The sequence below is a fragment of the Kitasatospora sp. NBC_01266 genome (genome assembly GCF_036242395.1).
Taxonomy (GTDB): domain Bacteria; phylum Actinomycetota; class Actinomycetes; order Streptomycetales; family Streptomycetaceae; genus Kitasatospora.
In genome coordinates this window covers 474,646-494,930 of sequence record NZ_CP108458.1, presented here as the reverse complement: position 1 = coordinate 494,930, position 20,285 = coordinate 474,646, and the positions used below count along the sequence as shown (strand labels likewise).

The following is a 20,285-nucleotide window of genomic DNA, read 5'->3' as shown; positions in this document are numbered from 1 at the left end:
AGTGTCCGGCTGGACTTGATGATCAAGCCCGGAACAGGAGCACCCGCCAACCATGCCCGTGGAACCCGCCGTCTTTCCCGCCCGGCCGCACGGCTCGGCCGAGGCGACCGCCCGCCTGTTCGACTCGCTCGGCAAGCTGTACGAGGACGCCTACGCCCAGCTGCCCGAGCAACTGGCCGCGATCGACTGGCTGCTGGCCGGCCTGCCCGAACCGGCGAAGGTGCTCGACATCGGATCCGGCACCGGCCGGCCCACCGCCGAGCGGCTCGCCGCGGCCGGACACGACGTGACCGGCTACGACGTGTCCGCCATCATGGTCGACCTCGCCCGCGCCCAGGTGCCCGGTGCGCGCTTCGAGCGGGTCGACGTGCGCTGCGTGAGTGGGGAGCCCGGCCGTTGGGATGCCGTCACGGCGTTCTTCCCGCTGCTCCAGATGCCGCGCGCCGACCTGGATGCCACCCTGGAGCGGATCGCCGACTGGCTGGCGCCGGGCGGGCTGTTCGTCTTCGCCACGGTGCCCTTCGACGCCGAGGACGCGCAGGTCCAGTGGATGGGCCGGCGGGTGCGCTGCACCAGCTACCCGGCCGAAGCCTTCGGGCAGCTGCTGCACAAGGTGGGCCTGGACGTCGTCCACGAGCAACTCAGCGTCTTCCAGCCGGACTTTCCCGGGATGGGGCCGGAGGAACACCTGTTCCTGTATGCCGTCAAGCCCGGCGGGCCGGCCGTCCGGTCCTGACGTGCCGGCCGGCTCAGAGCCGCAGCAGGCCGGCGGCGGTCGGCCGGAACCCGCACCGGCCGTAGAAGGACTCCAGGTGCGGCTCGTAGTCCACGTGCAGCCACTGGGCACCGCGCGCCCGCGCCCCCTCGGCGGCTGCGCGCACCAGCCGGACCCCGAGCCCCTGGCGGCGCTCGTCCGGGTGCACGGTGGTGTCCAGGATGAAGGCGTGCGCACCCCCGTCTCCGACCACGTTGACGAACCCGGCCAGCCGGCTCCCGCGACGAGCCGCGATCCAGAGCAGACTCCGGGCGAACATCGGCGCGAACGAGATCGGCCGGTGGGCCGGCCAGGACGCGTCGAACAACGCGTTGAGCTCGGCGTCCGCCAGTTCGGGACACACCAGCAGACCCTCATCGCCGACCTGCGGCGCACCACCAGTGATCACCATGCGGAGCAGCCTGCCACGCGCCCACGGCTCTGCTCACCCCCTTTCGCGAACTTCTGCGGAGCTGCCCCGGCCCCGCGCGGTCGGCCGGCGGCGGGTCAGGAGATCCGACCGGCACTCGCGGCCGGCTCGGTGAGCGCCTCGGTGCCCGCGGCCGGCCGCCTGCGCGGCAGCCGGAGCCGACCCGCCTGCCGCAGCCCCGGCAGCCGGGCCCCCTCGCGGGTCGGTGCGGGCTCGTGCGGGCCCTGCTCGTGCGGGCCCTGCTCGCGCCGGCGTCGGGCCAACTCGGCCACCACGGCGGCGGCCTGCCGGTGCTCCGGCAGCGGTGCCAGGTGGACCCGGCCACGCGCCGCCTGCCGGGCCAGCGCCAGGGAGAGCTGCTCGGGGTCGCGCGGCCAGGGCGCCAGCCCGGCCTTGGCCAAGGTGGCCGCGTTCGCCCGGCCGTGACCGGAGAGCACCTCGTAGCTGACGGCGGGCAGGCCCGCGACCATGGCCTCGGTCAGCGAGAGGCCGCCCGCGTTGTGCACCAGCACATCGGCGGCCGCCATCAGCGCGGGTACGTCGGTGCGCCAGCCCAGCGCCACCACGCCCGGCAGCGCCGCGATCCGCTGCCGCAGCCGCTCGTTGCGGCCGCAGAGCACCACGGGCACGGTGTCCTCGGCGGCCCGCAGCGCCCGGACGGCGGACATCACGTCACCGAGCCCCAGCGAGCCCGTCACCAGCAGCGCCATCCGCCGCTCGGGCGGCACGCCGAACTCGGCCCGCAGCGCCGCCCGGACCGCCGGGTCGGGGCGCTCGCCGAACGCCGCGGGCGCCAGCGGGCCGGCCGCCGCCATCGGCACCCCGTAGCGCGCGCTGCCCTCGGCGGCGGTGGCCCCGGTGACCGTCAGGTGCGCGTCCAGCCGCGGGTGCACCCAGAGCCGGTGCGGCGCCGGGTCGGTGAGGTAGCAGACCGCGGGCGCGGTCAGCGTGCCGTCCTCCTTCAGCATGCCCAGCGTCTGGGCGGCGAACGGGAAGGTGGTCACCACCACGTCGTGGTCGCCGCCGACCCAGCGCGCCAACTCACCGGCGGCCGAACGGCAGAGGTGCAGGGTGAGGGAGCGCACCAGCGACTCGCGCTCCTCGCTGCGGAACAGCCACTCGAACGCCCACGGCGTGCGGCCGGCGGTGAACTCGTAGCCGTCGCGCAGCAGTAGCCGGTAGCGCCGGGGCAGGGCGTCCAGGTAGTCGCGGCAGTCGGCCTCGACCCCGCGCGCCGCCAGCCGTCGGACCAGCTCGAACGCCGCGCCGTTGTGCCCGGCGCCGACGCTGCCGGTGATCACCAGCGCGCGCAGCGGACCGGTCCGGGCACCGGGCGTCGGGACGGCCGGAGTGCTGCCCTGCGAGGAGGAGTGCTCAAGAACCCGCATTGATCGATCTTCCGCTCGACGAGGGGCGCTCGGCCTGGGGGCACGACCGAGCGAGGCGTCGAGCGGCACCGATCCCGGCTGACCGCTCGCGCCTTCAGCCCGTACGGTAGGAGGCCGTGACCGTGGCCTCCTACCGACTCGGGTGAGCGCTGAACGGCCACTGGGTGAACTTCGCTTCGGTGCCGGGAGCGCAGTGGCGGCCGGGGAACCGGAGGCGTGCGGGGAGCGGCATACTGGTCGACCATGATCCTGGTTGTCGAGGGCCCCAGCGCGGCGGGGAAGACCAGCTACTGCCGGACGTTCGAGGAACCGGCGGTGGTGCCCGAGACCCCGGGCGGCACGGTTCCCCCGGTCGGTGCCTCGCCGAGTGCGGCCGGCCGGTTCTGGACGGAGCGCAATGCCGACCGCTGGTCGCAGGCCTGCCGGGCGGAGGCGGCCACCGGCCTGGCCGTCTGCGACACGGATCCGCTCAAACTGCACTTCGCCTGGTGCCTGGCCCGGGCCGGCCTGGCGTCCCCGGCGGCCTTCCTGGCACAACTCGGCTGCGCGCGCGAGGTGATGGCCGAACACCGGCTTGGCATGGCCGATCTGATCGTCTGTCAGCTCTCGCCGCTCGCGGAGCTGCGCCGCCGCCGAGCCGGCGACCCGACCCGCAGCCGCCGCAACTTCGAGACCAACGCCCGGCTGGCCGAGCCGCTGCGCGAGTGGTACGAAGCGCTCGACGCGGTCGACCCCGGCCGGGTGGCGTGGCAGTGGCCCGCCGAGGCCCCAGGCCCGGCCGTGCGGGAGCGGTACGACCTGGGCCTGTTCGACGCGTGGATGCGCACCCTGCCCGCGCTCGGGTCCCTATAGCCAGCCGCGCTCGTCCGCCACCCGCAGGGCCGCCATCCGGTTGCCCGTCCCGGTCTTGGCGATCGCCGCCGACAGGTAGTTGCGCACGGTGCCCTCCGACAGGTACAGCCTGGCGGCGATCTCGGCCACGCTCGCGCCCGAGCGGGTCACGTTGAGGACGTCACGCTCGCGGGCGGTGAGCGGGGAGTCGCCGGCGGCCAGGGTCGCGGCGGCCAGCGCGGGGTCGACCACGCGCTCGCCGTTCATCACGCGGCGGATGGCGTCCGCGAGCGCCTCGGCGGGCGCGTCCTTGACGACGAAGCCGACGGCGCCCGCCTCCATCGCGCGGCGCAGGTAGCCCGCGCGCCCGAAGGTGGTCAGGATCACCACCCGGCAGTGGGGGAGTTGGGCGGCGAGCACGGCGGCGGCGGTCAGGCCGTCCAGGCCCGGCATCTCGATGTCGAGCAGCGCCACGTCGGGCCGGTGTTCGCGCGCCGCGTCGACGATCTCGTCGCCGCGGCCGACGGCGGCCACGACCTCGAAGTCCTCCTCCAGGTCGAGCAGCGCGCAGAGTGCGGTGCGGATCAGCGCCTGGTCGTCGGCGAGGAGCAGACGGATCGTCATGTCGCCTTCCCCGTCGGCGGCTTGAGCGAGACGAGCAGGCGCCAGCCGTGCGGGCTCAGCGGTCCGGCCGCCACCGTGCCGCCGGCCGCCGCGACCCGTTCGCGCAGCCCGGTGAGGCCGTTGCCGGCACCGGCCGTACCGCCCACGCCGTTGTCGCGGATCTCCACCTCCAGCGCCGACAGGGTGACCGTGCAGTGGTCGGCCCGCGCGTGGCGCACCACGTTGGTCAGGCCCTCGCGCACCACCCAGCCGAACAGCTCCTGGTGGGCGGCGGGGACCTGGTCGGTGGCCTTGGGCAGGTCCGCGACGATGCCGGAGGCGCGCAGCAGCTCCCGGCCACGGGCGAGTTCGCTGCCCAGGGTCACCTCCCGGTAGCCCGAGACGGCGGCCCGCACCTCGGTGAGCGCCTGCCGGGAGAGGCCCTCGACCTCGGTGATCTCCTGGAGCGAGCGCGCGGGGTCGGTCGCGGCGAGCCGGCGGGCCAGGCCGCTCTTGACCGTGATCACCGTGAGCGAGTGGCCCAGCAGGTCGTGCAGGTCGCGGGCGATCCGGGTCCGTTCGGCCTCCGAGGCGAGCCGGGCGACCTCGGCGCGGGCTTCCAGCAGCGCGAAGTTGGCGGCGGCGATCTCGGCGAACGCGCTCACGGCCATGGCCGTGAAGACCAGCGCGACCGCCTGGAACCACGCGGGCCCGCTGTGCCACGGACGGACCGCCAGGGGCAGCAGAATCGCGCTGAGCGCACCGGCCGCGACGATCGCCACCGCGTGCCGCCGGTGGAAGAGGGCGGCGTAGCAGACGACGACGGTGGCGAGGAAGAACGCGAACTCCCTGGCGAACGGCAGTTGGGCGATGAACAGCGCGGTCATCACAGTGAGCAGCAACCACCGTCGGGACGGGGTGCTGCGGTCGGCGTACAGGACCGCGAGCACGTAGCAGCAGGCGAAGACGGCCGCGATCGCGTACCCGGCGATCGCGCCGGCGCCGGTCGAGTACTGGGCCACCCCGACCAGCGAGAGTGCCGGATAGGCGAGCATGCCGCCCGACAGCAGCATCCGTCGCCAACCCCGAGCCCAACGCGCCGGGTCACCCTGCGGCCCCCCGCTCACCGGCTCCGTCCCGGTGTCCTCCATGAGGATCAAGGTAGCACCGCAGGTTCCGGCCGAGCGGGCAGCCGCGCCCGGGTCCGCCTGCGGGGCGGCCCGGTCGCGGCTGCGGGTGGTGTTCATCGGGCGGCGAACAGGGTGCGCAGCTGCCTGCCGTTGACGATCACGACAACGCCGAGCAGCAGCAGGCCGCAGAACCCCTGCTCGATCTTCAGCCAGAGCGGGAAGGTGCCGGGGAGCGAGACGATGGTGACGATGGCCATCAGCATCACGGCCGAGACGATCCGCAGCCGGCGGTAGGCCGCGCGTGAGCCGGCGGTGGCGCGCACGGCGAGGGCGTAGGAGACCACGGCGCTGCCGAGGGCGAAGCCGCCCCGGATCCAGACGGCGGCGGTCACCAGCGTGGTGTGGTGGCGGAGCAGGACGATGGTGACCAGGGTGCAGGCGCTGGTCGCGAGGAAGGCGCCGAGCAGCAGCGCCACCGTGCGCAACGCCCGCAGCCGGTCCGGGTGGTGGAGCTCTTCGCGGCGGATCGTGCCGCCGTTCGTGGTGGTGGTGCTGTCGACCTTCATGTCAACCATGGTGGTTCGCACGGCCCCGGCCAGGGCAGTGAGATCGCCCATCACCGCACCATGACATTTGTCATGCGGCCTGTCGGTCGCCGGCCCTACGCTCGGCCCATGTCACCCACCACCGTGCGGCTACTGACGTTCAACACGCTCTTCCGCGGCAGCGCCCGGGCCAGACTCCGCGCGCTCGGCGCGGTGTTGGAGCGCTCGGAGTACGACATCGTCTGCCTGCAGGAGGTGATGTCGACGCGCAACCTCGGCGCGCTGCGCGAGGTCGCCACCTCCTACCGCCAGGTCGGATACGCACCGGTCTTCCCGATGATCCGGGGCGGCCTGGTGACGCTCTCCCGACTGCCGCTCACCGGGCGGCAGTTCAGCCTCTTCCGGCCCGCCCGGCCGGTCCGCCGCGAGTGGGTCATACTCAAGGGGGCGCTGCTGACCCACCATCAGGTCGGCGACCTGCGGCTGACGGTGGTGAACACCCATCTGAGCGCCAACCGCGACGACGACTGGTCCCCGCAGAACCGCTACACCCGGGTCGAGGCCGCCGAGTTGCGGCAGCTCGGTCGCGTCGTGCGGGCGGCCGGGCCCGGCACCCCGCTGGTGGTCGCCGGGGACTTCAACGTCCCGCGCGACTCCTCGACGTACGGCGAGTTCGTCCGCGCGAGCGGGCTGCGGGATGCCCTGGCCGGCGATCGGGAGCCGACCTTCCGGCCGACGCCGCGGTGGCCCGAGCCGCCGGCCATCGACCAGGTCCTGTTCTCCGTGCCGCCCGCGCTCGCCGTCGAGGCGCGGGCGGAGCTGGTGCTGCGGGAGCGGGTGCGGCTGGCGGACGGGCGGATGGAGTACCTGTCGGACCACGTCGGCATCGGGGTGGAACTGCGGATCCGGCCGACCGACCAGGGACCGGAGCAGCGCTGAACCGCCGGTGCCGGATACCCCAGGGGGTACAGTGGAAGGCACTGTTCTCTCCCCAGGAGGTGGCTCGTGCAGGTCGACGACGACGCGGTTGGCGCAGTGCTGAACCGGCTTCGCCGGGCCCAGGGGCAGCTCGCGGGTGTCATCGCGATGATCGAGGCCGGGCGGGACTGCAAGGACGTGGTGACCCAGCTCGCCGCGGTCTCCCGGGCACTGGACCGGGCGGGCTTCAAGATCGTCGCCAGCGGCATGCGGCAGTGCATGGCCGCGGCGGACGGCGAGGCGCCGCCGATGAGCGAGGCCGAGCTGGAGAAGCTGTTCCTGACGCTGGCGTGAGGCCACCCGTCGACTGGAGGAATTCATGGACTACGGCATCACCGTCACCCTCGACCTGCCGTTCGCCGACACCGTCGAGCGGGTCCGCGCGGCCCTCGCGGGGCAGGGCTTCGGCATCCTGACCGAGATCGACGTGCAGGCCACGCTGCGGGCCAAGCTCGGCGAGGAGCTGGAGGACTACCTGATCCTCGGCGCCTGCAACCCGCCGCTCGCGCACCGCGCACTCGGCGTCGACCGCCGGATCGGGCTGCTGCTGCCGTGCAACGTGGTGGTGCGCACCGCCGACGGCCGCACGGTGGTGGAGGCGATGGACCCGCAGGTCATGGTCGAGCTGACCGGACGGCCGGAGCTCGCGCCGGTCGCCGACGACGCCGCCACCCGGCTGCGCGCGGCGCTGGACGCCCTGCGGGCCTGACCCGGGCGCGGGCCGGCCCTGGAGGGGTAGTGAGAAACGCTGGAGAGAGGTGACGTGACCCGTCGGAACGGGTCGCGTCACCTCTCTCTGTGTCCGCACCGCTCTCTCGGTGTCCGTGCCGCGGTCAGCCGCGGCCGAACAGCCGGCGCAGGCTGAACCCGGACTTCTGGCTGCCGCGATCGCAGCCGCAGCGGTCGGTGGCGGGGACTCCGGCCAGCACCTGCTCGACGTGCATGCCGCATCCGGCATAGGTGAGCTTGCCGCAGTTGCGGCAGGTAACGCGTCGGCACACGGTGTGCTCCTCTCTCGGCTCCTCGCAGCATACCCCACCGGGTATTTTCGAGTGCCCCAGATCACCTCAAAACGGACAGTCGGCAGGGTCGGCTGGTGACGGTGCTCACGCGGCTCCGGCGTCTACTACGCGGGGTCGTTGCCCGAATCGGGGGTTTGGCGGGGCCGTCGGCGGTGCGGGTGGGGTGGTTGCCGCCGGTGTCGGTGTCTGCGCAGGTCAGGCCACCGACCGGGTGTCCGGAAAGGGATGGTTTGGGGTGATTTGCGGGGGGTAGCGGCGCTTCTCGGACGGTCGAGCGAGGCGGCTTCGCTACGACGCGGCGTCGTAATAGGGGGTCTTGGCGGGGCACTTGGGCCCCGCTAACAATGGCTAAGTCGCCAGCCGCGGTCCCCGGGTCCTCCGGGTGCTGCGGATTCCGTCCGGCCCCCGCACTGCGCGGGGTCGCCTGGTGCCGCATCCCCTGACCGTGAGGCCACGCCGTGGCGTGCCCGTGGTCGTGACGGGGGATGGTGGCGCCCCCCACCTGATTGAGGTCGAACTCCCCATGCCCGTGTTCTCCACCCGCATGCGCAAGTCCGCCGCTCTTCTCGCCTCCGCCGCCGGTCTCGCCGGCCTGGGTATGGCCGTGGCCCCCAGCGCCGCGTTCGCCGACACCCCGCAGTCGATCGCCGCGAGCATCGTGCCCGGCGACCAGCTGGCCTCGTTCGACCAGATCATCTCCCACGAGAGCGGTTGGAACGTGACCGCCACCAACCCGTCCTCGGGCGCCTACGGGCTGGCCCAGGCCCTGCCGGGCAGCAAGATGGCCTCGGTCGGCGCCGACTGGCAGACCAACCCCACCACCCAGATCAAGTGGGCCTACGACTACATGAACTCCCGCTACGGCAGCCCGAACCAGGCCTGGGCCTACTGGCAGGTCCACCACAACTACTGATATCGGGCAGTCGCCGCAGACTGACCAGCAGTAGCCAACCGAGCACGCGGCCCGACCCTCACCGGTCGGGCCGCGTGCTCGTGCCGTTCCTGCGCTTGGCGAAGAGCAGCGGCAGCGCCGACAGCACCACCAGCGCCAGCACCACCGGCAGCAGGTAGTTGTCGATCCCCGGCACCGACTTGCCCAGGGCGTAGCCCGCCAGGATCGTGGTCTGCGTCCAGAGCAGCCCGCCGACCACCTGCCAGACGGTGAAGGTCCGCACCGGCACCCGAAGTGCCCCGGCCAGCGGCGCGAGCACCGAGCGCACCATCGGGATGAACCGGCCGAGCACGATGGCCTTGCGCCGGCCGTAGCGCTCCAGGAGCTCCTCGGAGCGGGCGGCGGCGCTCTTCAACCGGGCGCTGCGGCTGCGCGAGAGCAGCGCCTGTCCGCCGTGCCGCCCGATCAGGAACCCCAACTGGGCGCCGGCGATCGACCCGACCGCCGCGCAGAGCAGCACCTGCCAGAGCGTGAGGTAGGGGCCGTGGTGCTCGGCGGCGGTCGGGGCGGAGGCGCAGAGCACCCCGGCGGGGAAGAGCAGGGTGTCGCCGGGGACGAAGAACCCCACCACCAGCAGACCGGCCTCGACGAACGTCACCAGCAGCACCGCCAGCGCGCCGTAGGCGGCGAGCAGCGAGGAGCCGCTGGTGAGGTTGAGTGCCGAGGTCATCCGTCACCCCCGCCCGGCCGCGTGATCTTCTGCCCACTGTAGACCCGCGGGTCCGGCCGGGGCCTGACATCGGGCCGACCAGGCCGCCGGCTGCCCCGGTGAAACCGACCCCCGCTTCACTCCGGCGAGTGAATCCCGAACCGATGCGGTTCAGCGGCCGATCCGCCCGCCCGGCGGCGGGGTGCTGGCGGGGGCTGCTGGAACGGCGGCGCTGCTTGGCCCGCCCGGACGCGGAAATCCGACTCCCCTCGGGTTCGGGCGCGCGCCACCAGGAAGGCGCGCCCCTTAGCCCGGCTCCGCCGTTCCCTCCGCCGTTTCCTCCGCCGTTTCCCCCGCCGCCCGCTTCGCAGGAAGCCGGCCGGTCCAGCTGAAGGACGCCAGCGTGATCACGGCGACCGCCAGCAGCGCCGCCTTCAGCCCGGCGAGCTGGGCGTCGCGGTAGGAGTCGACCAGCGCCGCCGCCTCCTCGGGCGGCACCCCGCTGCCGGCCAGCGCGGTGGCGACCTGGTCCGCCGGGACGAACTGGATCCCCGCCTCCATCTTGATCCCGGCCTGCTGGCGCACCTGGTCCGAGATCGCCGGATGGTCGGTGATCGCGTTGGTGAACGCGGTCGCCAGGGCGCCGATCAGCAGCGCCCCGATCAGCGCCGTGCCCACCGAGGAGCCCAGGTTCTGCGCGGTGTACTGCAGCCCGCCGACCTCGCTGCGATCCGCCGTGCCGACGCTGGACTGCACCACGTTGCCCAGCTGCGAGGCGAGCAGCCCCGTGCCGAGCCCGAGCAGCGCCATGGCCAGCGCGAACGACACGTCGTCCAGCGACGGCTTGATCGTGCCGATCAGCCAGACGGTGGCGACCAGCAGGACCAGCAGCCCGACCCGCACGACGGTGCGCGGCGAGGCGAACCTGCCCAGCCGCGACCCGCCGAGCGAGGCGGCGAGCATGGTGATCGACACCGGCAGCAGGCGCAGCCCGGTCTGGAAGGCGTCCAGGCCCTGCACCACCTGCAGATAGAGCGGGATGACGAAGAACAGGCCCAGCAGGACCAGGTTCTGGCTGAACAGCATGAGCAGCCCGGACCGCAGCTCCGGGATGCCGAAGAGGCCCAGCCGCATCAGCGGATGCTCCTGCCGCTGCTCCCACCAGCAGAAGACCCACAGGATCACGCCGCCCAGCGCGAGGACGAACAGCGTGGGGGAGTAGCCGAGCACGGTGAACGGCGGGTTGCGCGGCTGCAGCCAGCCCCAGGTGCCGCTCTGCAGGACCGACAGCACCATCAGCGCCAGCCCGACGACCGACAGCACGGTGCCGACCACATCCAGCGGCGGGTGCTGCTTCGGCGCCGGTTCCCGCTGGATCCAGCCCATCAGCGCCAGGATGGCCAGCACCAGCACGACCTCGCCGGCGAAGACCAGCCGCCAGGTCAGGTAGGTGGTCAGCCAGCCGCCCAGCAGCGGTCCCACCGCGATCCCGGCACCGGCCAGCCCGCCGATCACCCCGTAGGCGGTCGCGCGCTCGCGGCCCTGGTAGGCGCCGGCGACCAGGGCCGCGAGCGCGGGCAGCACCAGGGCCGCACCGAGGCCCTCGATGACCGACCAGCCGAGCGCGAGGACCCAGAGGGTGGGCGCGACGGCGGTCAGCGCGGAGCCGACGCCGTAGATCATCAGCCCGACGATGAACATCCGGCGGCGCCCGAACATGTCGCCGAGCTTGCCACCGGTGATCATGAAGGCGGCCATCACCAGGGTGTAGAGGGTGATCACCGCCTGGATCGCGGTCACTTCGGTGTTGAAGTCCTTGACCAGCTGGCTGATCGACACGTTCATCACCGAGGCGTCCAGCACCATCAGGAACTGTGCCGTCCCCAGGACGATCAGCGCTCTCCAGCGGTTCACCGCGTCTCCTCAACCCGCTCAACTCGCGTCGACAACACCGGAACCGTAGCAGCGGGTGATCACTGTGCTGCGTAGCGTGCTCGAGGTGGCCGTCCGGCCCACCTGTCCGGCCCCCTGTCCGGCCCTGCCTTGCCGACCGCCCGAAGGGGAGGAGGCTGAAGGGAGAAGCCGAAGAGACGCGATCGGCGACTCCCGGCGTGCCCGGTGGCTCGTCGGGCCCGAGCCGTCCGGCCGTGGATCCGTGCTTCGCGCCTGTCGTGGTCGACCCGTGGCGGGCGGCCCCAGTTCCGGAGGCACATCGTGAACTCCTATCCGTTGCTCGACATCTTCTTCACGACCATGTGGGTCTTCCTGTGGATCCTCTGGTTCTTCCTGCTCTTCCGGGTGTTCGGGGACCTGTTCCGCGACGACTCGGTGAGCGGCGGGGGCAAGGCCGGCTGGTCGATCTTCCTGATCCTGGTCCCGTTCCTCGGCGTGATCGTCTACCTGATCGCGCGGGGCAAGGGCATGGGGGCCCGCGAGATCCAGCGCTCGATGGATGCCGAGCAGGAGATGCGCAGTTACATCCAGCAGGCGGCCGGCAGCACGGACGGTGGCTCGGCGGGCCACGTGGACGCCCTGGCCCGGCTCGCCGAGCTCAAGAAGAACGGTGACCTGACCGAGGAGGAGTACCAGAGTGCCAAGCGCAAGGTGCTGGCCTGAGTTGCCGCGGCCGGCCAGGCCCGGGCGCTGCTCGCCTGAGCATCAGTCAACCTTGGTAGCGTCGAGCACAGTTGCGCCACCCGGCGCGTCCGTCCGCCGAACCACGGGAGACGTTCGATGCCCCAGACCATCCGCCGCGCGGTGATCCCCGCCGCCGGCCTCGGGTCCCGGCTTGCCCAGGACCTCGGCAGCAGCGCCGGCACCAGCACCAGCGCCAGCACCGGCAGCGGGGTCGGGGCGCCGGCCTGACGGTCCGTCCGGGGCGGTCCCGGTTCGCGGCCTGCGGATAGTCTGCGGGGATGGACGCTCATGAATCCCTGCTCGAACTCATCGGCAACACACCGCTGGTGCGCCTGCGCACGCCCGGTGACGGCCGGACCGCCCCCGTCTACGCCAAGCTCGAGTACCTGAGCGCGGGCGGCAGCGTCAAGGACCGGCCCGGCCTGCGCATGATCGAGGAGGCCGAGCGGTCCGGGGCGCTGCGGCCCGGCGGGACGGTGGTCGAGGCCACCTCGGGCAACACCGGGGCCGGGCTCGCCATGGTGGCCGCGGCCAAGGGCTACCGGACCATCGTGGTGCTGCCGGACAAGAGCAGCGCGGAGAAGATCGCCACGCTGCGCGCCTACGGTGCCGAGGTGGTGGTCCGCCCCGGTGGGCTGCCGCTGGAGGACCCGGAGCACATCGTCAACCTCGCCCGCAGGATCGCCGAGCAGACCCCGGGCGGCTGGTTCGCCCAGCAGTACGACAATCCGGCCAACCCTGACGCGCACTACCGGACCACCGGACCGGAGATCTGGCGGCAGACCGAGGGTCGGGTGACCCACCTGGTCTCCTGCGTGGGCACCGGCGGCACGATCAGCGGCACCGGCCGCTTCCTCAAGGAGGCCAGCGGCGACGCGGTCCGGGTGATCGGTGCCGACCCGGCCTCCTCGGTCTACTCCGGCGGCGACGGACGCCCCTACTTCGTGGAGGCCGCCGGGCGGTTCCGCCACCCCGAGACGGTCGACGACACCTGGCCGGTCTCCTTCCACCGCGAGGTGGTGGACGAGATCCTGCCGATCGCCGACCGCGACGCACTGCTGACGATCCGCCGACTGGCCCGCGAGGAGGGCCTGCTGGTCGGCGGCTCCTCCGGCACCGCGGTCACGGCGGCGCTCCGGGTGGCCGCCGAACTGGGGCCCGAGCAACTGGTGGTGGTGATGCTGCCGGACTCGGGGCGGCAGTACCTGTCCAAGTACTTCAACGACGAGTGGATGCTGCGCAACGGCTTCCTGGACGGCGACCGGGGCCGGCCGCTGGTGGGTGACGCCGTCCCGGCGGCGGTGCGCGAGCACCCGCTGCCCTACCTGGACCACCGCGGCACGGTGGCCCAGGCGCTGGACGCGCTGCGCGCCCGGGCGGCCCAGGGCGCCGAGCCGGTGCTGCCGGCCGGTCCGGCCCCGGTCGCGCCGGGACGTCAGCCGACCGCGCTGGAACTGATCGGCGCGCTCTCGCTGGAGCAGTTGGAGACCGCCGTGGCCCAGGGCAAGGCCGCGCCCGGCGATCCGATCCGCGACCACCTCGCGGCCCCGCTGCCGAGGTTCGGCACCGGCGAGGCCGCGGCGCAGGCCCTCGCCGAGCTGACCGCGAGCGGGTTCGACACCGCCGTGGTGGTGCACGACGGGCACGGCGTCGGCCTCCTCGGCTCGGCCGAACTGCGCGCGCTGCTCGGTTAGTCGGTAGCCGGTGGTCGGCCGGTGGCGGGCCTCAGCGCTCCGCCGCCGGCCGCCGGGCCAGCAGCAGCTGCCCGACCAGCCCGGCCACCAGCAGCCCGCCGACCAGCGTGACCAGCGACAGCCCCGGACCGGACGCCCAGCGCACCTGCGCGCCGCGCACGCCCAGCACCAGCGCGACGGCGAGCGCCACGCCCGGCAGCGCGGTCCCGCCCGGGTCACCGCGTCCGGGTCACGACTCGCCGCGCTGCGCCACCCACTGCCAGAAGTCCACCATCATCCGCTCGTAGCGGATCCCGAACTCCAACGCCTCGCGCTGGCCCCGGGTCAGCAACTCGCCTACGCTGGAAGCAAGTTCCTCGTAGTTCGTCAAGGTGTGGCGGTGCTCGGTGAGTTGCTCGGGAGCCAGCACCTCGGGCCGCCCGCCGAACCAGAGCTTGAGGATGCCGCGCTCGCGCGCTTCCACCGGCACGAAGGTGGGATCGGCGAGCCACTGGGCCAGCGCCGTCCGCCCGGCGTCGGTCAGCTTCATCAGGCGCCGGTTGCGCCCGCCCTCCTGCCGGACCTCCGAGAGCAGGCCCGCCTCGGCGAGTCGGTCGCACTGTGCGTACACCTGGGCGTGCGGCATAGCCCAGAACGGCGCCACCGTGCGGGCGGCTTCGACCTTCACGTCGTACGGGCTGGCCTCGCCGAGTGCGTCGATGATGCCGAGGACGAGGAAGGAGGGCGTGGTCAGCCGGGTGTCAGCCATGCCGTGACGTTATCGCGCCGACGCGCCCGGCTGCGGCGGTTGCCCGGCGCAGCCGGGTCGCCGGTCACGCCGCCGGTGCGGCCAGCAGGCCGCGGACGCGGTCCGCGGTGAGGATGCCGACGGTGTAGCCGTCCTCGTCGATGACCGGCCACACCGCCAACCGCTTGATCTGCATGGCGATTCGGGCCAGCCCCAAGGTCATCCCGGGCCAGGCGAACGGACCGCGCTGGTGCGCGGTGTCGCTCACCGGGGTGAACTCGTTGTACCAGGAGCCGGTCCGGAAGGAGTGCAGACCGATCTGGGTCACCACGCCCTCGCAGCGACCGTTGTGGTCGCGCACCAGCAGGTAACTCACATGGGCACTGCCGAAGATGTCGTTGGCCCGATCGACCGTGCTGTCGTCGGAGATCTGGTACTCGAACGGTTCCATAGCGTCGGCGACCGTGAGGCCGCCCGCGTCCGACCGAGTCTGGTGAATGGTCATGACGTCACCAGTGCCTGCCCCCGGGCGGCTTCGCCGGTCGCCCGGAACTGTCGTTCACCCAGAACGAGGCCGGAACAGTGACCGGGATACGAGGTGCCCTGGATGAATCCAGCCTACTCCGCGGCGATCGCGGCCCCGGTCGCGCGGAGTACCGTGGCAGTAACCGAGGACATGTCGCACACCGGCACTCGCGCCGGTGTCGCCCTGGGTCACGATCGGTCCCGCGCACGGACCGGGCGGGCGGCACCCGATGACGCCGGTTTCCCTTCCTCCTCCCTACTCCCGAGGCCCCTGGCCGGGCCTCGGCGTGCCCGCGCTGCCGCGCCTGGCGCTCGAGCCGACCCAGGAACACACCGGGATGTTCGACGGTGCCTGGTGGCCCCGGTCGACCAACCTGCGGGCCGAACTGCCCGACATGATCACGGCGCTCAGCGCGCACCTCGGCCCGATCCTGAAGGTCGGCCTGGACACCGTGACCTGGGACGCCGTGCCCCGCGAGGTGGCGGCGAACGGGCTGCTGGTCAGGGTCGCCCGGGTCACCGCCGGCGACGACACGATCAGCCTGACCACGGGCACCCAGGACCACGTCCTGCTGCTGGTGGTGCCACCCCGCACCGATCCGAAGGTCGCGGTCGCCGCCATGGCCGCCGCCGCCCGCACCGGCAACCACGCCTCGGCGGCCGAACTGCTCTCCTGGTCGGACCAGGCAGACCGGGCGGACCAGGCGGACCAGGCGGATCAATCGGGCCAGGCGGATCAGTCGGGCCAGGCGGAGCGGCCGGGCTGACCCGTGGCCCACCGGGAATGCCGCCGACACCGGCGGGCGTTCCCGCCTGCGTGAACACCGCTGCGACTCCTGAGAGTGCTGTGCCCGCCGCGACTGCCGGGACTGCCGGGACGGGTCCCCTTCGGCTCTCGGTGCTGGACCGCTCGCGGACCAGGCAGGGCGAGGACCCGCCGCAGGCGCTGCGCGACACGGTGGCCTTCGCGCGGCAGGCGGAGCGGCTCGGCTACCACCGGTTCTGGGTCGCGGAGCACCACGGCGTGCCGGGGGTGGCGGGCTCCGCGCCCACCGTGCTCGCGGCGGCCGTGGCGGCGGCGACCAGCCGGATCCGGGTCGGCACCGGCGGTGTGATGCTCCCCAACCACCAACCGATGATCGTGGCCGAGCAGTTCGGGGTGCTGGCCTCGCTCTATCCCGACCGGATCGACATGGGGCTCGGCCGCTCGGTGGCGTTCACCGACGGCATCCGGCGCGCGCTCGGCCGGGACAAGGACGCCGCCGACCACTTCGCCGAGCAACTGGCCGAGCTGCTCGGCTACTTCGACACCAGCGGCAGCGCCCGCCCCGAGGTGCACGTGCGCCCGGCCGAGGGCCTGCGGGTGCCCGCCTTCGTGCTCGCCACCGGTGCGGGCGCCGACCTCGCCGCCGAGGCCGGCCTGCCGCTGGTGATCGGGGGACTGCGCGGGGCGGACGCGATGCTGGCCGCCATCGACCGCTACCGGTCCGGGTTCCGCCCCTCCGGGCAGGCCGCGCGGCCCTACGTGGTCGTCTCGGGCAACGTGGCGGTCGCCGAAACCGTCGAGGCGGCACGGGAGTTGCTCATCTCCGAAGCCTGGTCCAGCGCCTTCGCCCGCACCCACGGGGAGTTCCCGCCGCTCGCCCCGGTCCCGGAGATCCAGGCCCGGTCGATGACCGCACGCGAGCGCGCCGCCTACCAGAAAGCGCTCGACGGCCAGATCGCCGGGACGCCGCAGCAGGCCGTCGCCGAACTGCGCGCCCTGCTGGAGCGCACCGGCGCCGACGAGTTCCTGGTCACCACGCACGCCCACGACCGGACGGCGCTGCTGGACTCCTACCGGCTGCTCGCCGAAGCGGCGGGCCTGGCACCGCAGCTGACGTGACGTCAGGAGTCGGTGCCAGGCCCGCCGGTGGTCAGCGCACTCAGTCGGCCGGTCCGCTGACCAGGGTGACCGTGCTGCTGTGCGAGGCGCCGCCGGCGTCGGTCCACTGGACGGTCACCTGGTTGCCGGGGGTCTGACTCGCCATCAGGCCGGTCAGCGCATCGGGGTCGAGCACCGTGTGCCCGTCGACCGCCGTGATCTCGTCACCCTGGCCGAGTCCGGCCTGCGCCGCCGGCGAGCCCGGGACCGCGCCGGCGATCGGCACCCCGTTGCCCGAGTCGCCGTTGCCCGAACCGCCGCCGCCCGAACCGCCGCCGCTGGAGCCACCGTTGCCCGAGCCGGAGCCCGAATCCGTCGCGACCTCCACGCCGAGGAAGGCGGTCGGCCCGATGTGCACATCCGTGCTCGCCTTGCCGGCCATCATCTGGGCGGCCAGCGGCACCGCCGTGTCGATCGGGATGGCGAAGCCCTGGGTGCCCGCCTGCTGCTGGCCGGAGCCGTCGGAACCGGCCGTGTCGATGCCGATCACGGCACCGGAGGAGTTCACCAGCGAGCCGCCGGAGTCGCCGGGCTGCACGTTCGCGTCCACCTGGATCATCCCGGTGAGCTGCTCGGACGTCCCGCTCGCCTGGTCGCTGGCGGTGATCGCCTGGTCGAGCCCGGTCACGCTGCCGGCGGCCGCCGTCGGCGTCTGATCGGTCCCGCCGGCATTGCCGATCGCCGTCACCGTGTCACCCACGGACACCTTCGAGGAGTCGCCCAGCTTCGCGGTGGCCAGCCCGGAGGCGTCCTTCAGCTGGATCACCGCCAGGTCGCCGGTGCGGTCGTAGCCGACCACCGTCGCCGTGTAGGTACGGCCGTTGCCGACATCGGTCGCGGATATCGCGGTGGCGCCGTCGATCACGTGGTTGTTGGTGAGGATCTCGCCGTTGGAGCTGAGCACGATGCCGGTCCCGGCCGCCTGGGCACCCTGGTAACCGATCGTGACGTTGATGTTCACCAGCGTGGGATCGACCTTGCCGGCGACCCCGCTCGCCCCGGTGGTGCCGGTGCCCCCGCCCGAACCCGGCGGGACGTACGGCGCCATCGGGTTGGACGGCGCGGGGCCGGCGGACGAGGAGTTCTGCCAGAACGCCTGGTCGAGGCCGATCCCGGCACCCACGGCCAGCGCCAGCACCGCCGCCAGCACCAGCGAGGTGCGCAGCGGACGCCGCCGTACCGGCGGGTAGCCGTAGTACGCCGGGGGCATCGGACCGGGCGGATACGGGGGTGGTGGCGGCACCGGCCCGTACGGATACCCGGACGCCGGCGGCTGAACCGGTGGCGCACCCGGGATCGCGGTACCGGGCTGCGGCGGCGGGCCCCAGCTCCAGTGCGGGGTGCGGTGGTCGCCGTGCCGCGCCTCAGGCGGGACGCCGCCCTGGCTGTCGTGGTTCTGCTGGCCGCCGTGGTCCGTGCCACCGGGCCCGGCCGGTTCTGCTGGTCCCTGATCTGCGCTCATGTCGGCCCCACCAGACGAAGCGAGTTCTGCTTCCCTCCATCATGCGAGCAAACGCCTTGAAGTACGTGAGCTGAGGATGAGCTTGTCCTTTAACCATCAGCCAACCATCAGGACGGTCGGCGCCGCTGCCCTTCCCGGCGCCGACCGTCCCTCCGGCGCCGCCCGTCCCTCCGGCGGCGGCCCGGGACGGGCGGGGGGACGATGGAAGCCGGTGATCCCCGGCAAACCGCCGGAGACCGCCGAAGGCCGTGCGAGCGGAGGAGGTGGCGGTGATGGCGGAGCGTCTCGAGCGTGACTCGCAGAACGTGCATCCGTTCCGTGATGTGGTGCAGTCGATCGCGCAGGCGCCGACCTGGGCGGTGCTGTGGCTGGTCGGGGTGTCGATGGGGCTCGGCCTGGTGGGGGCACAGGTGGAGACCCTCTGGGTGCTGGTGCTCTTCTCGATCGTCTGGGGCGTGACGGTGCTGGCGGTGCTGGGGTGGCTGGCCCGCTGGATCGCGCACCACGAAGGAGGCGGGGGCCAGCGGCCCGTCGTGCGCTGACGGCGCCCCGACAGCGTGCCGGCGGCGCCCCGGGCACGGCCCGCTAGCGAACCGTCAAGATCGGCTTGCCGGGCGACAAGGGAGCATCAGGAAACCCGGGAACCGATCAGGGGGCGCCTACGTTGGTCGAGAGGTAAGGCGCCGCCCCGTCCGTGGGGGACCGAGGCGGTGCCACGCCGATGAAGCTGCACCGGTTTCGGTGACCACCATCGGCGGCCAGGTGATGGGGTGGGGGCGCGCGTCCGGGGGAAACGGGTCGCGCGCCCCCGGCACACCGGTGCCGGATTCTCAGCCCGCCAGCTTGGCGATCACCCGTCGCAGCGTCGCGGCCCGGGCGCTTTCCGCAGGCAGTTCGGCCAGTGGCCCGGTGAGTCGGCGGCCGAGGCCGGCCGGCAGGGTGGCGGGGTCGATCACGTCGGTGACCGCGTCCAGGGCACGGGCGCCCCAGTACCGGCTGCTGCCGAACGGCTCGCGCTCGGTCAGCGCGGCGACGAGCTCGGGCAGCAGCTCGGCCGAACGGGTGAGCGCGGCCTCGGGCTCGGCGAACACGCAGGCGTAGGCGGCCAGGCGCAGGCCGGGGTCGGTGGAGCGCAGGGCGGCCAGCAGGTCGAAGTCGGCCACCCGCGGGGTGACCACCATCATCGTGCCGAAGAGCCGGTCCACCTGGGCCGTGCGGGCCGAGCCGCCGGGCATCGACTGCCGCAGCTCGGTGTAGCGGGCGGCCAGCCGTTCGAGGTCCGCCATCGTCACCTGCTCGGCCGGCGCCTGGGCGCTGACCGCCGCCAGCGCGGTCCGCACGGCCTCGCCGGCCTCCTGCCGGGCCTCGTCCGCCTCGTGCCGGGCCTCCGCCGTCTCCGCGCGCAGCTGGCGGTACTGCACCTTGCCGCCGCCGGGGAACTCGATGCTCTCGATCAGCGTGCCCAGCCAGGGCAGCAGGGCGACCACCAGCAGCACCACGGTGATGGTGTCGATCTTCAGGTCGGGTCGCAGCACGTGCACCAGCGCGATGCCGAGCGCGGCCGTTGTGACCACCAGCGGGACGAACTGCCGGCGCGCCTTCGGCTGCGACTGCGGCTGGGTCCGCTGGGGCTGGGTCTGCTGCGGCGACGGTGCTGCTGTTGGCGGCTGCCCGGCTATCTCGGTCACCGGCACAGCTTGGCAGACCGCCCCGGGTGACAGGACGTCAGGTCCGCCGGGCAGTTGGCGCAGCACGGCCCCGGCCGCACGGCCCCGGTGGAGCTGGACGGGGTCCAGCTCCTGCTGAAGCGGATCACCATCCGCGGCTACAGCGCCGACGACGACCCCGAGGCGCACGCCGAGTGGCTCCAGCGGTCCGGCGACTGGCTGCGCGCCGGTGAGATCACCTTCCCGCAGGTCCGCGTGGCCGGGATCGAGAACGCGCCGAACGCGCTGCTCGAGGTCATCGAGGGCCGGCACCTGGGGACCGTGGTGGTGGAACTGCGGGGACTGTAGGGCTCGGTGGGACGGACCG

At 73.2% G+C, this 20,285-nt stretch carries 26 protein-coding genes; 13 read left to right on the top strand and 13 right to left on the bottom strand.

Annotated features, from left to right (window positions below):
* Positions 1–52: 52 nt before the first annotated feature.
* Positions 53–736: a class I SAM-dependent methyltransferase gene (locus tag OG403_RS02230; protein WP_329560950.1), complete on the top strand. Its 684-nt coding sequence runs from the start codon at positions 53–55 to the stop codon at positions 734–736.
* Positions 737–749: 13 nt separating this feature from the next.
* On the opposite strand, the gene OG403_RS02225 is transcribed toward OG403_RS02230, so the two are convergent.
* Both OG403_RS02225 and OG403_RS02220 read right to left on the bottom strand, forming a co-directional pair.
* On the bottom strand, positions 750–1,166 hold the full coding sequence (locus OG403_RS02225; RefSeq protein ID WP_329560948.1) for a GNAT family N-acetyltransferase: 417 nt from the start codon (positions 1,164–1,166) through the stop codon (positions 750–752).
* A gap of 95 nt (positions 1,167–1,261) precedes the next feature.
* Entirely contained in the window at positions 1,262–2,572 is a 1,311-nt protein-coding gene (locus OG403_RS02220; protein ID WP_329560947.1) for a glycosyltransferase, read from the bottom strand.
* A gap of 243 nt (positions 2,573–2,815) precedes the next feature.
* Between OG403_RS02220 and OG403_RS02215 the strand changes: the two genes are divergently transcribed.
* Positions 2,816–3,424, top strand: a complete 609-nt coding sequence (locus tag OG403_RS02215) for a hypothetical protein (RefSeq protein WP_329560946.1) — start codon at positions 2,816–2,818, stop codon at positions 3,422–3,424.
* Here the strand turns inward: OG403_RS02215 and OG403_RS02210 are convergent.
* From OG403_RS02210 to OG403_RS02200, 3 genes are all read right to left on the bottom strand, one after another.
* Positions 3,419–4,027 (bottom strand): response regulator transcription factor, encoded by a 609-nt coding sequence (locus OG403_RS02210; RefSeq protein ID WP_329560945.1) that lies wholly within the window; start codon positions 4,025–4,027, stop codon positions 3,419–3,421. The two genes, OG403_RS02215 and OG403_RS02210, sit on opposite strands and share 6 nt — an antisense overlap.
* Positions 4,024–5,079, bottom strand: a complete 1,056-nt coding sequence (locus tag OG403_RS02205) for a sensor histidine kinase (RefSeq protein ID WP_329560944.1) — start codon at positions 5,077–5,079, stop codon at positions 4,024–4,026. The genes OG403_RS02210 and OG403_RS02205 overlap by 4 nt, the downstream gene beginning before the upstream one ends.
* Before the next feature lie 170 nt (positions 5,080–5,249).
* Complete coding sequence (locus OG403_RS02200) at positions 5,250–5,753, bottom strand: hypothetical protein (protein WP_329560943.1); 504 nt, start codon at positions 5,751–5,753, stop codon at positions 5,250–5,252.
* Positions 5,754–5,810: 57 nt separating this feature from the next.
* Here OG403_RS02200 and OG403_RS02195 point away from each other — a divergent pair, with 57 nt between their 5' ends.
* The 3 genes from OG403_RS02195 to OG403_RS02185 all read left to right on the top strand — a co-directional run bounded on the left by OG403_RS02195 (position 5,811) and on the right by OG403_RS02185 (position 7,368).
* Positions 5,811–6,620, top strand: a complete 810-nt coding sequence (locus OG403_RS02195) for an endonuclease/exonuclease/phosphatase family protein (protein WP_329560942.1) — start codon at positions 5,811–5,813, stop codon at positions 6,618–6,620.
* A gap of 66 nt (positions 6,621–6,686) precedes the next feature.
* Positions 6,687–6,953: a metal-sensitive transcriptional regulator gene (locus tag OG403_RS02190; protein ID WP_329560941.1), complete on the top strand. Its 267-nt coding sequence runs from the start codon at positions 6,687–6,689 to the stop codon at positions 6,951–6,953.
* Positions 6,954–6,978: 25 nt separating this feature from the next.
* The gene (locus OG403_RS02185) at positions 6,979–7,368 is read left to right on the top strand and encodes a DUF302 domain-containing protein (protein WP_329560939.1); all 390 of its coding nucleotides are present in this window, start codon (positions 6,979–6,981) and stop codon (positions 7,366–7,368) included.
* 124 nt (positions 7,369–7,492) lie between these two features.
* Here OG403_RS02185 and OG403_RS02180 read toward each other — a convergent pair whose 3' ends face one another.
* Positions 7,493–7,660, bottom strand: a complete 168-nt coding sequence (locus OG403_RS02180; protein ID WP_329560937.1) for a hypothetical protein — start codon at positions 7,658–7,660, stop codon at positions 7,493–7,495.
* 544 nt (positions 7,661–8,204) lie between these two features.
* Between OG403_RS02180 and OG403_RS02175 the strand changes: the two genes are divergently transcribed.
* Positions 8,205–8,594, top strand: coding sequence for a transglycosylase SLT domain-containing protein (locus tag OG403_RS02175; RefSeq protein WP_329560936.1), 390 nt, complete (start codon positions 8,205–8,207; stop codon positions 8,592–8,594).
* 58 nt (positions 8,595–8,652) lie between these two features.
* Here the strand turns inward: OG403_RS02175 and OG403_RS02170 are convergent, their stop codons facing one another.
* Together OG403_RS02170 and OG403_RS02165 are read right to left on the bottom strand one after the other, a co-directional pair.
* Positions 8,653–9,303: a DedA family protein gene (locus OG403_RS02170; protein ID WP_329560934.1), complete on the bottom strand. Its 651-nt coding sequence runs from the start codon at positions 9,301–9,303 to the stop codon at positions 8,653–8,655.
* A gap of 285 nt (positions 9,304–9,588) precedes the next feature.
* The gene (locus OG403_RS02165) at positions 9,589–11,196 is read right to left on the bottom strand and encodes an MFS transporter (RefSeq protein ID WP_329560933.1); all 1,608 of its coding nucleotides are present in this window, start codon (positions 11,194–11,196) and stop codon (positions 9,589–9,591) included.
* A gap of 339 nt (positions 11,197–11,535) precedes the next feature.
* On the opposite strand from OG403_RS02165, the gene OG403_RS02160 reads away from it, so the two are divergent.
* The 3 genes from OG403_RS02160 to OG403_RS02150 all read left to right on the top strand — a co-directional run bounded on the left by OG403_RS02160 (position 11,536) and on the right by OG403_RS02150 (position 13,613).
* The gene (locus tag OG403_RS02160) at positions 11,536–11,898 is read left to right on the top strand and encodes an SHOCT domain-containing protein (RefSeq protein ID WP_442911040.1); all 363 of its coding nucleotides are present in this window, start codon (positions 11,536–11,538) and stop codon (positions 11,896–11,898) included.
* Between the two features lie 117 nt (positions 11,899–12,015).
* On the top strand, positions 12,016–12,147 hold the full coding sequence (locus OG403_RS02155) for a hypothetical protein (protein ID WP_329560930.1): 132 nt from the start codon (positions 12,016–12,018) through the stop codon (positions 12,145–12,147).
* Positions 12,148–12,197: 50 nt separating this feature from the next.
* Positions 12,198–13,613 carry a PLP-dependent cysteine synthase family protein gene (locus OG403_RS02150; protein ID WP_329560928.1) on the top strand — a complete coding sequence of 472 codons (1,416 nt, stop codon included), beginning with the start codon at positions 12,198–12,200 and terminating at the stop codon, positions 13,611–13,613.
* A gap of 31 nt (positions 13,614–13,644) precedes the next feature.
* Here the strand turns inward: OG403_RS02150 and OG403_RS02145 are convergent, their stop codons facing one another.
* From OG403_RS02145 to OG403_RS02135, 3 genes are all read right to left on the bottom strand, one after another.
* Positions 13,645–13,803, bottom strand: coding sequence for a hypothetical protein (locus OG403_RS02145; RefSeq protein WP_329560926.1), 159 nt, complete (start codon positions 13,801–13,803; stop codon positions 13,645–13,647).
* Positions 13,804–13,842: 39 nt separating this feature from the next.
* A complete protein-coding gene (locus OG403_RS02140) occupies positions 13,843–14,361 on the bottom strand; it encodes a PadR family transcriptional regulator (RefSeq protein ID WP_329560924.1) in 519 nt (172 codons plus the stop codon).
* Between the two features lie 64 nt (positions 14,362–14,425).
* Complete coding sequence (locus OG403_RS02135; RefSeq protein WP_329560923.1) at positions 14,426–14,845, bottom strand: CBS domain-containing protein; 420 nt, start codon at positions 14,843–14,845, stop codon at positions 14,426–14,428.
* A 307-nt stretch (positions 14,846–15,152) separates the two neighbouring features.
* On the opposite strand from OG403_RS02135, the gene OG403_RS02130 reads away from it, so the two are divergent.
* Together OG403_RS02130 and OG403_RS02125 are read left to right on the top strand one after the other, a co-directional pair.
* A complete protein-coding gene (locus OG403_RS02130) occupies positions 15,153–15,632 on the top strand; it encodes a DUF5994 family protein (RefSeq protein ID WP_329560921.1) in 480 nt (159 codons plus the stop codon).
* 17 nt (positions 15,633–15,649) lie between these two features.
* Positions 15,650–16,750: an LLM class flavin-dependent oxidoreductase gene (locus OG403_RS02125; protein WP_442910849.1), complete on the top strand. Its 1,101-nt coding sequence runs from the start codon at positions 15,650–15,652 to the stop codon at positions 16,748–16,750.
* Between the two features lie 40 nt (positions 16,751–16,790).
* Here the strand turns inward: OG403_RS02125 and OG403_RS02120 are convergent, their stop codons facing one another.
* Entirely contained in the window at positions 16,791–18,251 is a 1,461-nt protein-coding gene (locus tag OG403_RS02120) for a S1C family serine protease (protein ID WP_329560918.1), read from the bottom strand.
* A 272-nt stretch (positions 18,252–18,523) separates the two neighbouring features.
* Between OG403_RS02120 and OG403_RS02115 the strand changes: the two genes are divergently transcribed.
* Entirely contained in the window at positions 18,524–18,793 is a 270-nt protein-coding gene (locus tag OG403_RS02115) for a hypothetical protein (RefSeq protein WP_329560916.1), read from the top strand.
* Between the two features lie 288 nt (positions 18,794–19,081).
* Here the strand turns inward: OG403_RS02115 and OG403_RS02110 are convergent, their stop codons facing one another.
* Complete coding sequence (locus tag OG403_RS02110) at positions 19,082–19,939, bottom strand: hypothetical protein (RefSeq protein WP_329560914.1); 858 nt, start codon at positions 19,937–19,939, stop codon at positions 19,082–19,084.
* 54 nt (positions 19,940–19,993) lie between these two features.
* Between OG403_RS02110 and OG403_RS02105 the strand changes: the two genes are divergently transcribed.
* Positions 19,994–20,266, top strand: a complete 273-nt coding sequence (locus OG403_RS02105; RefSeq protein ID WP_329560912.1) for a hypothetical protein — start codon at positions 19,994–19,996, stop codon at positions 20,264–20,266.
* Positions 20,267–20,285 lie beyond the last annotated feature (19 nt).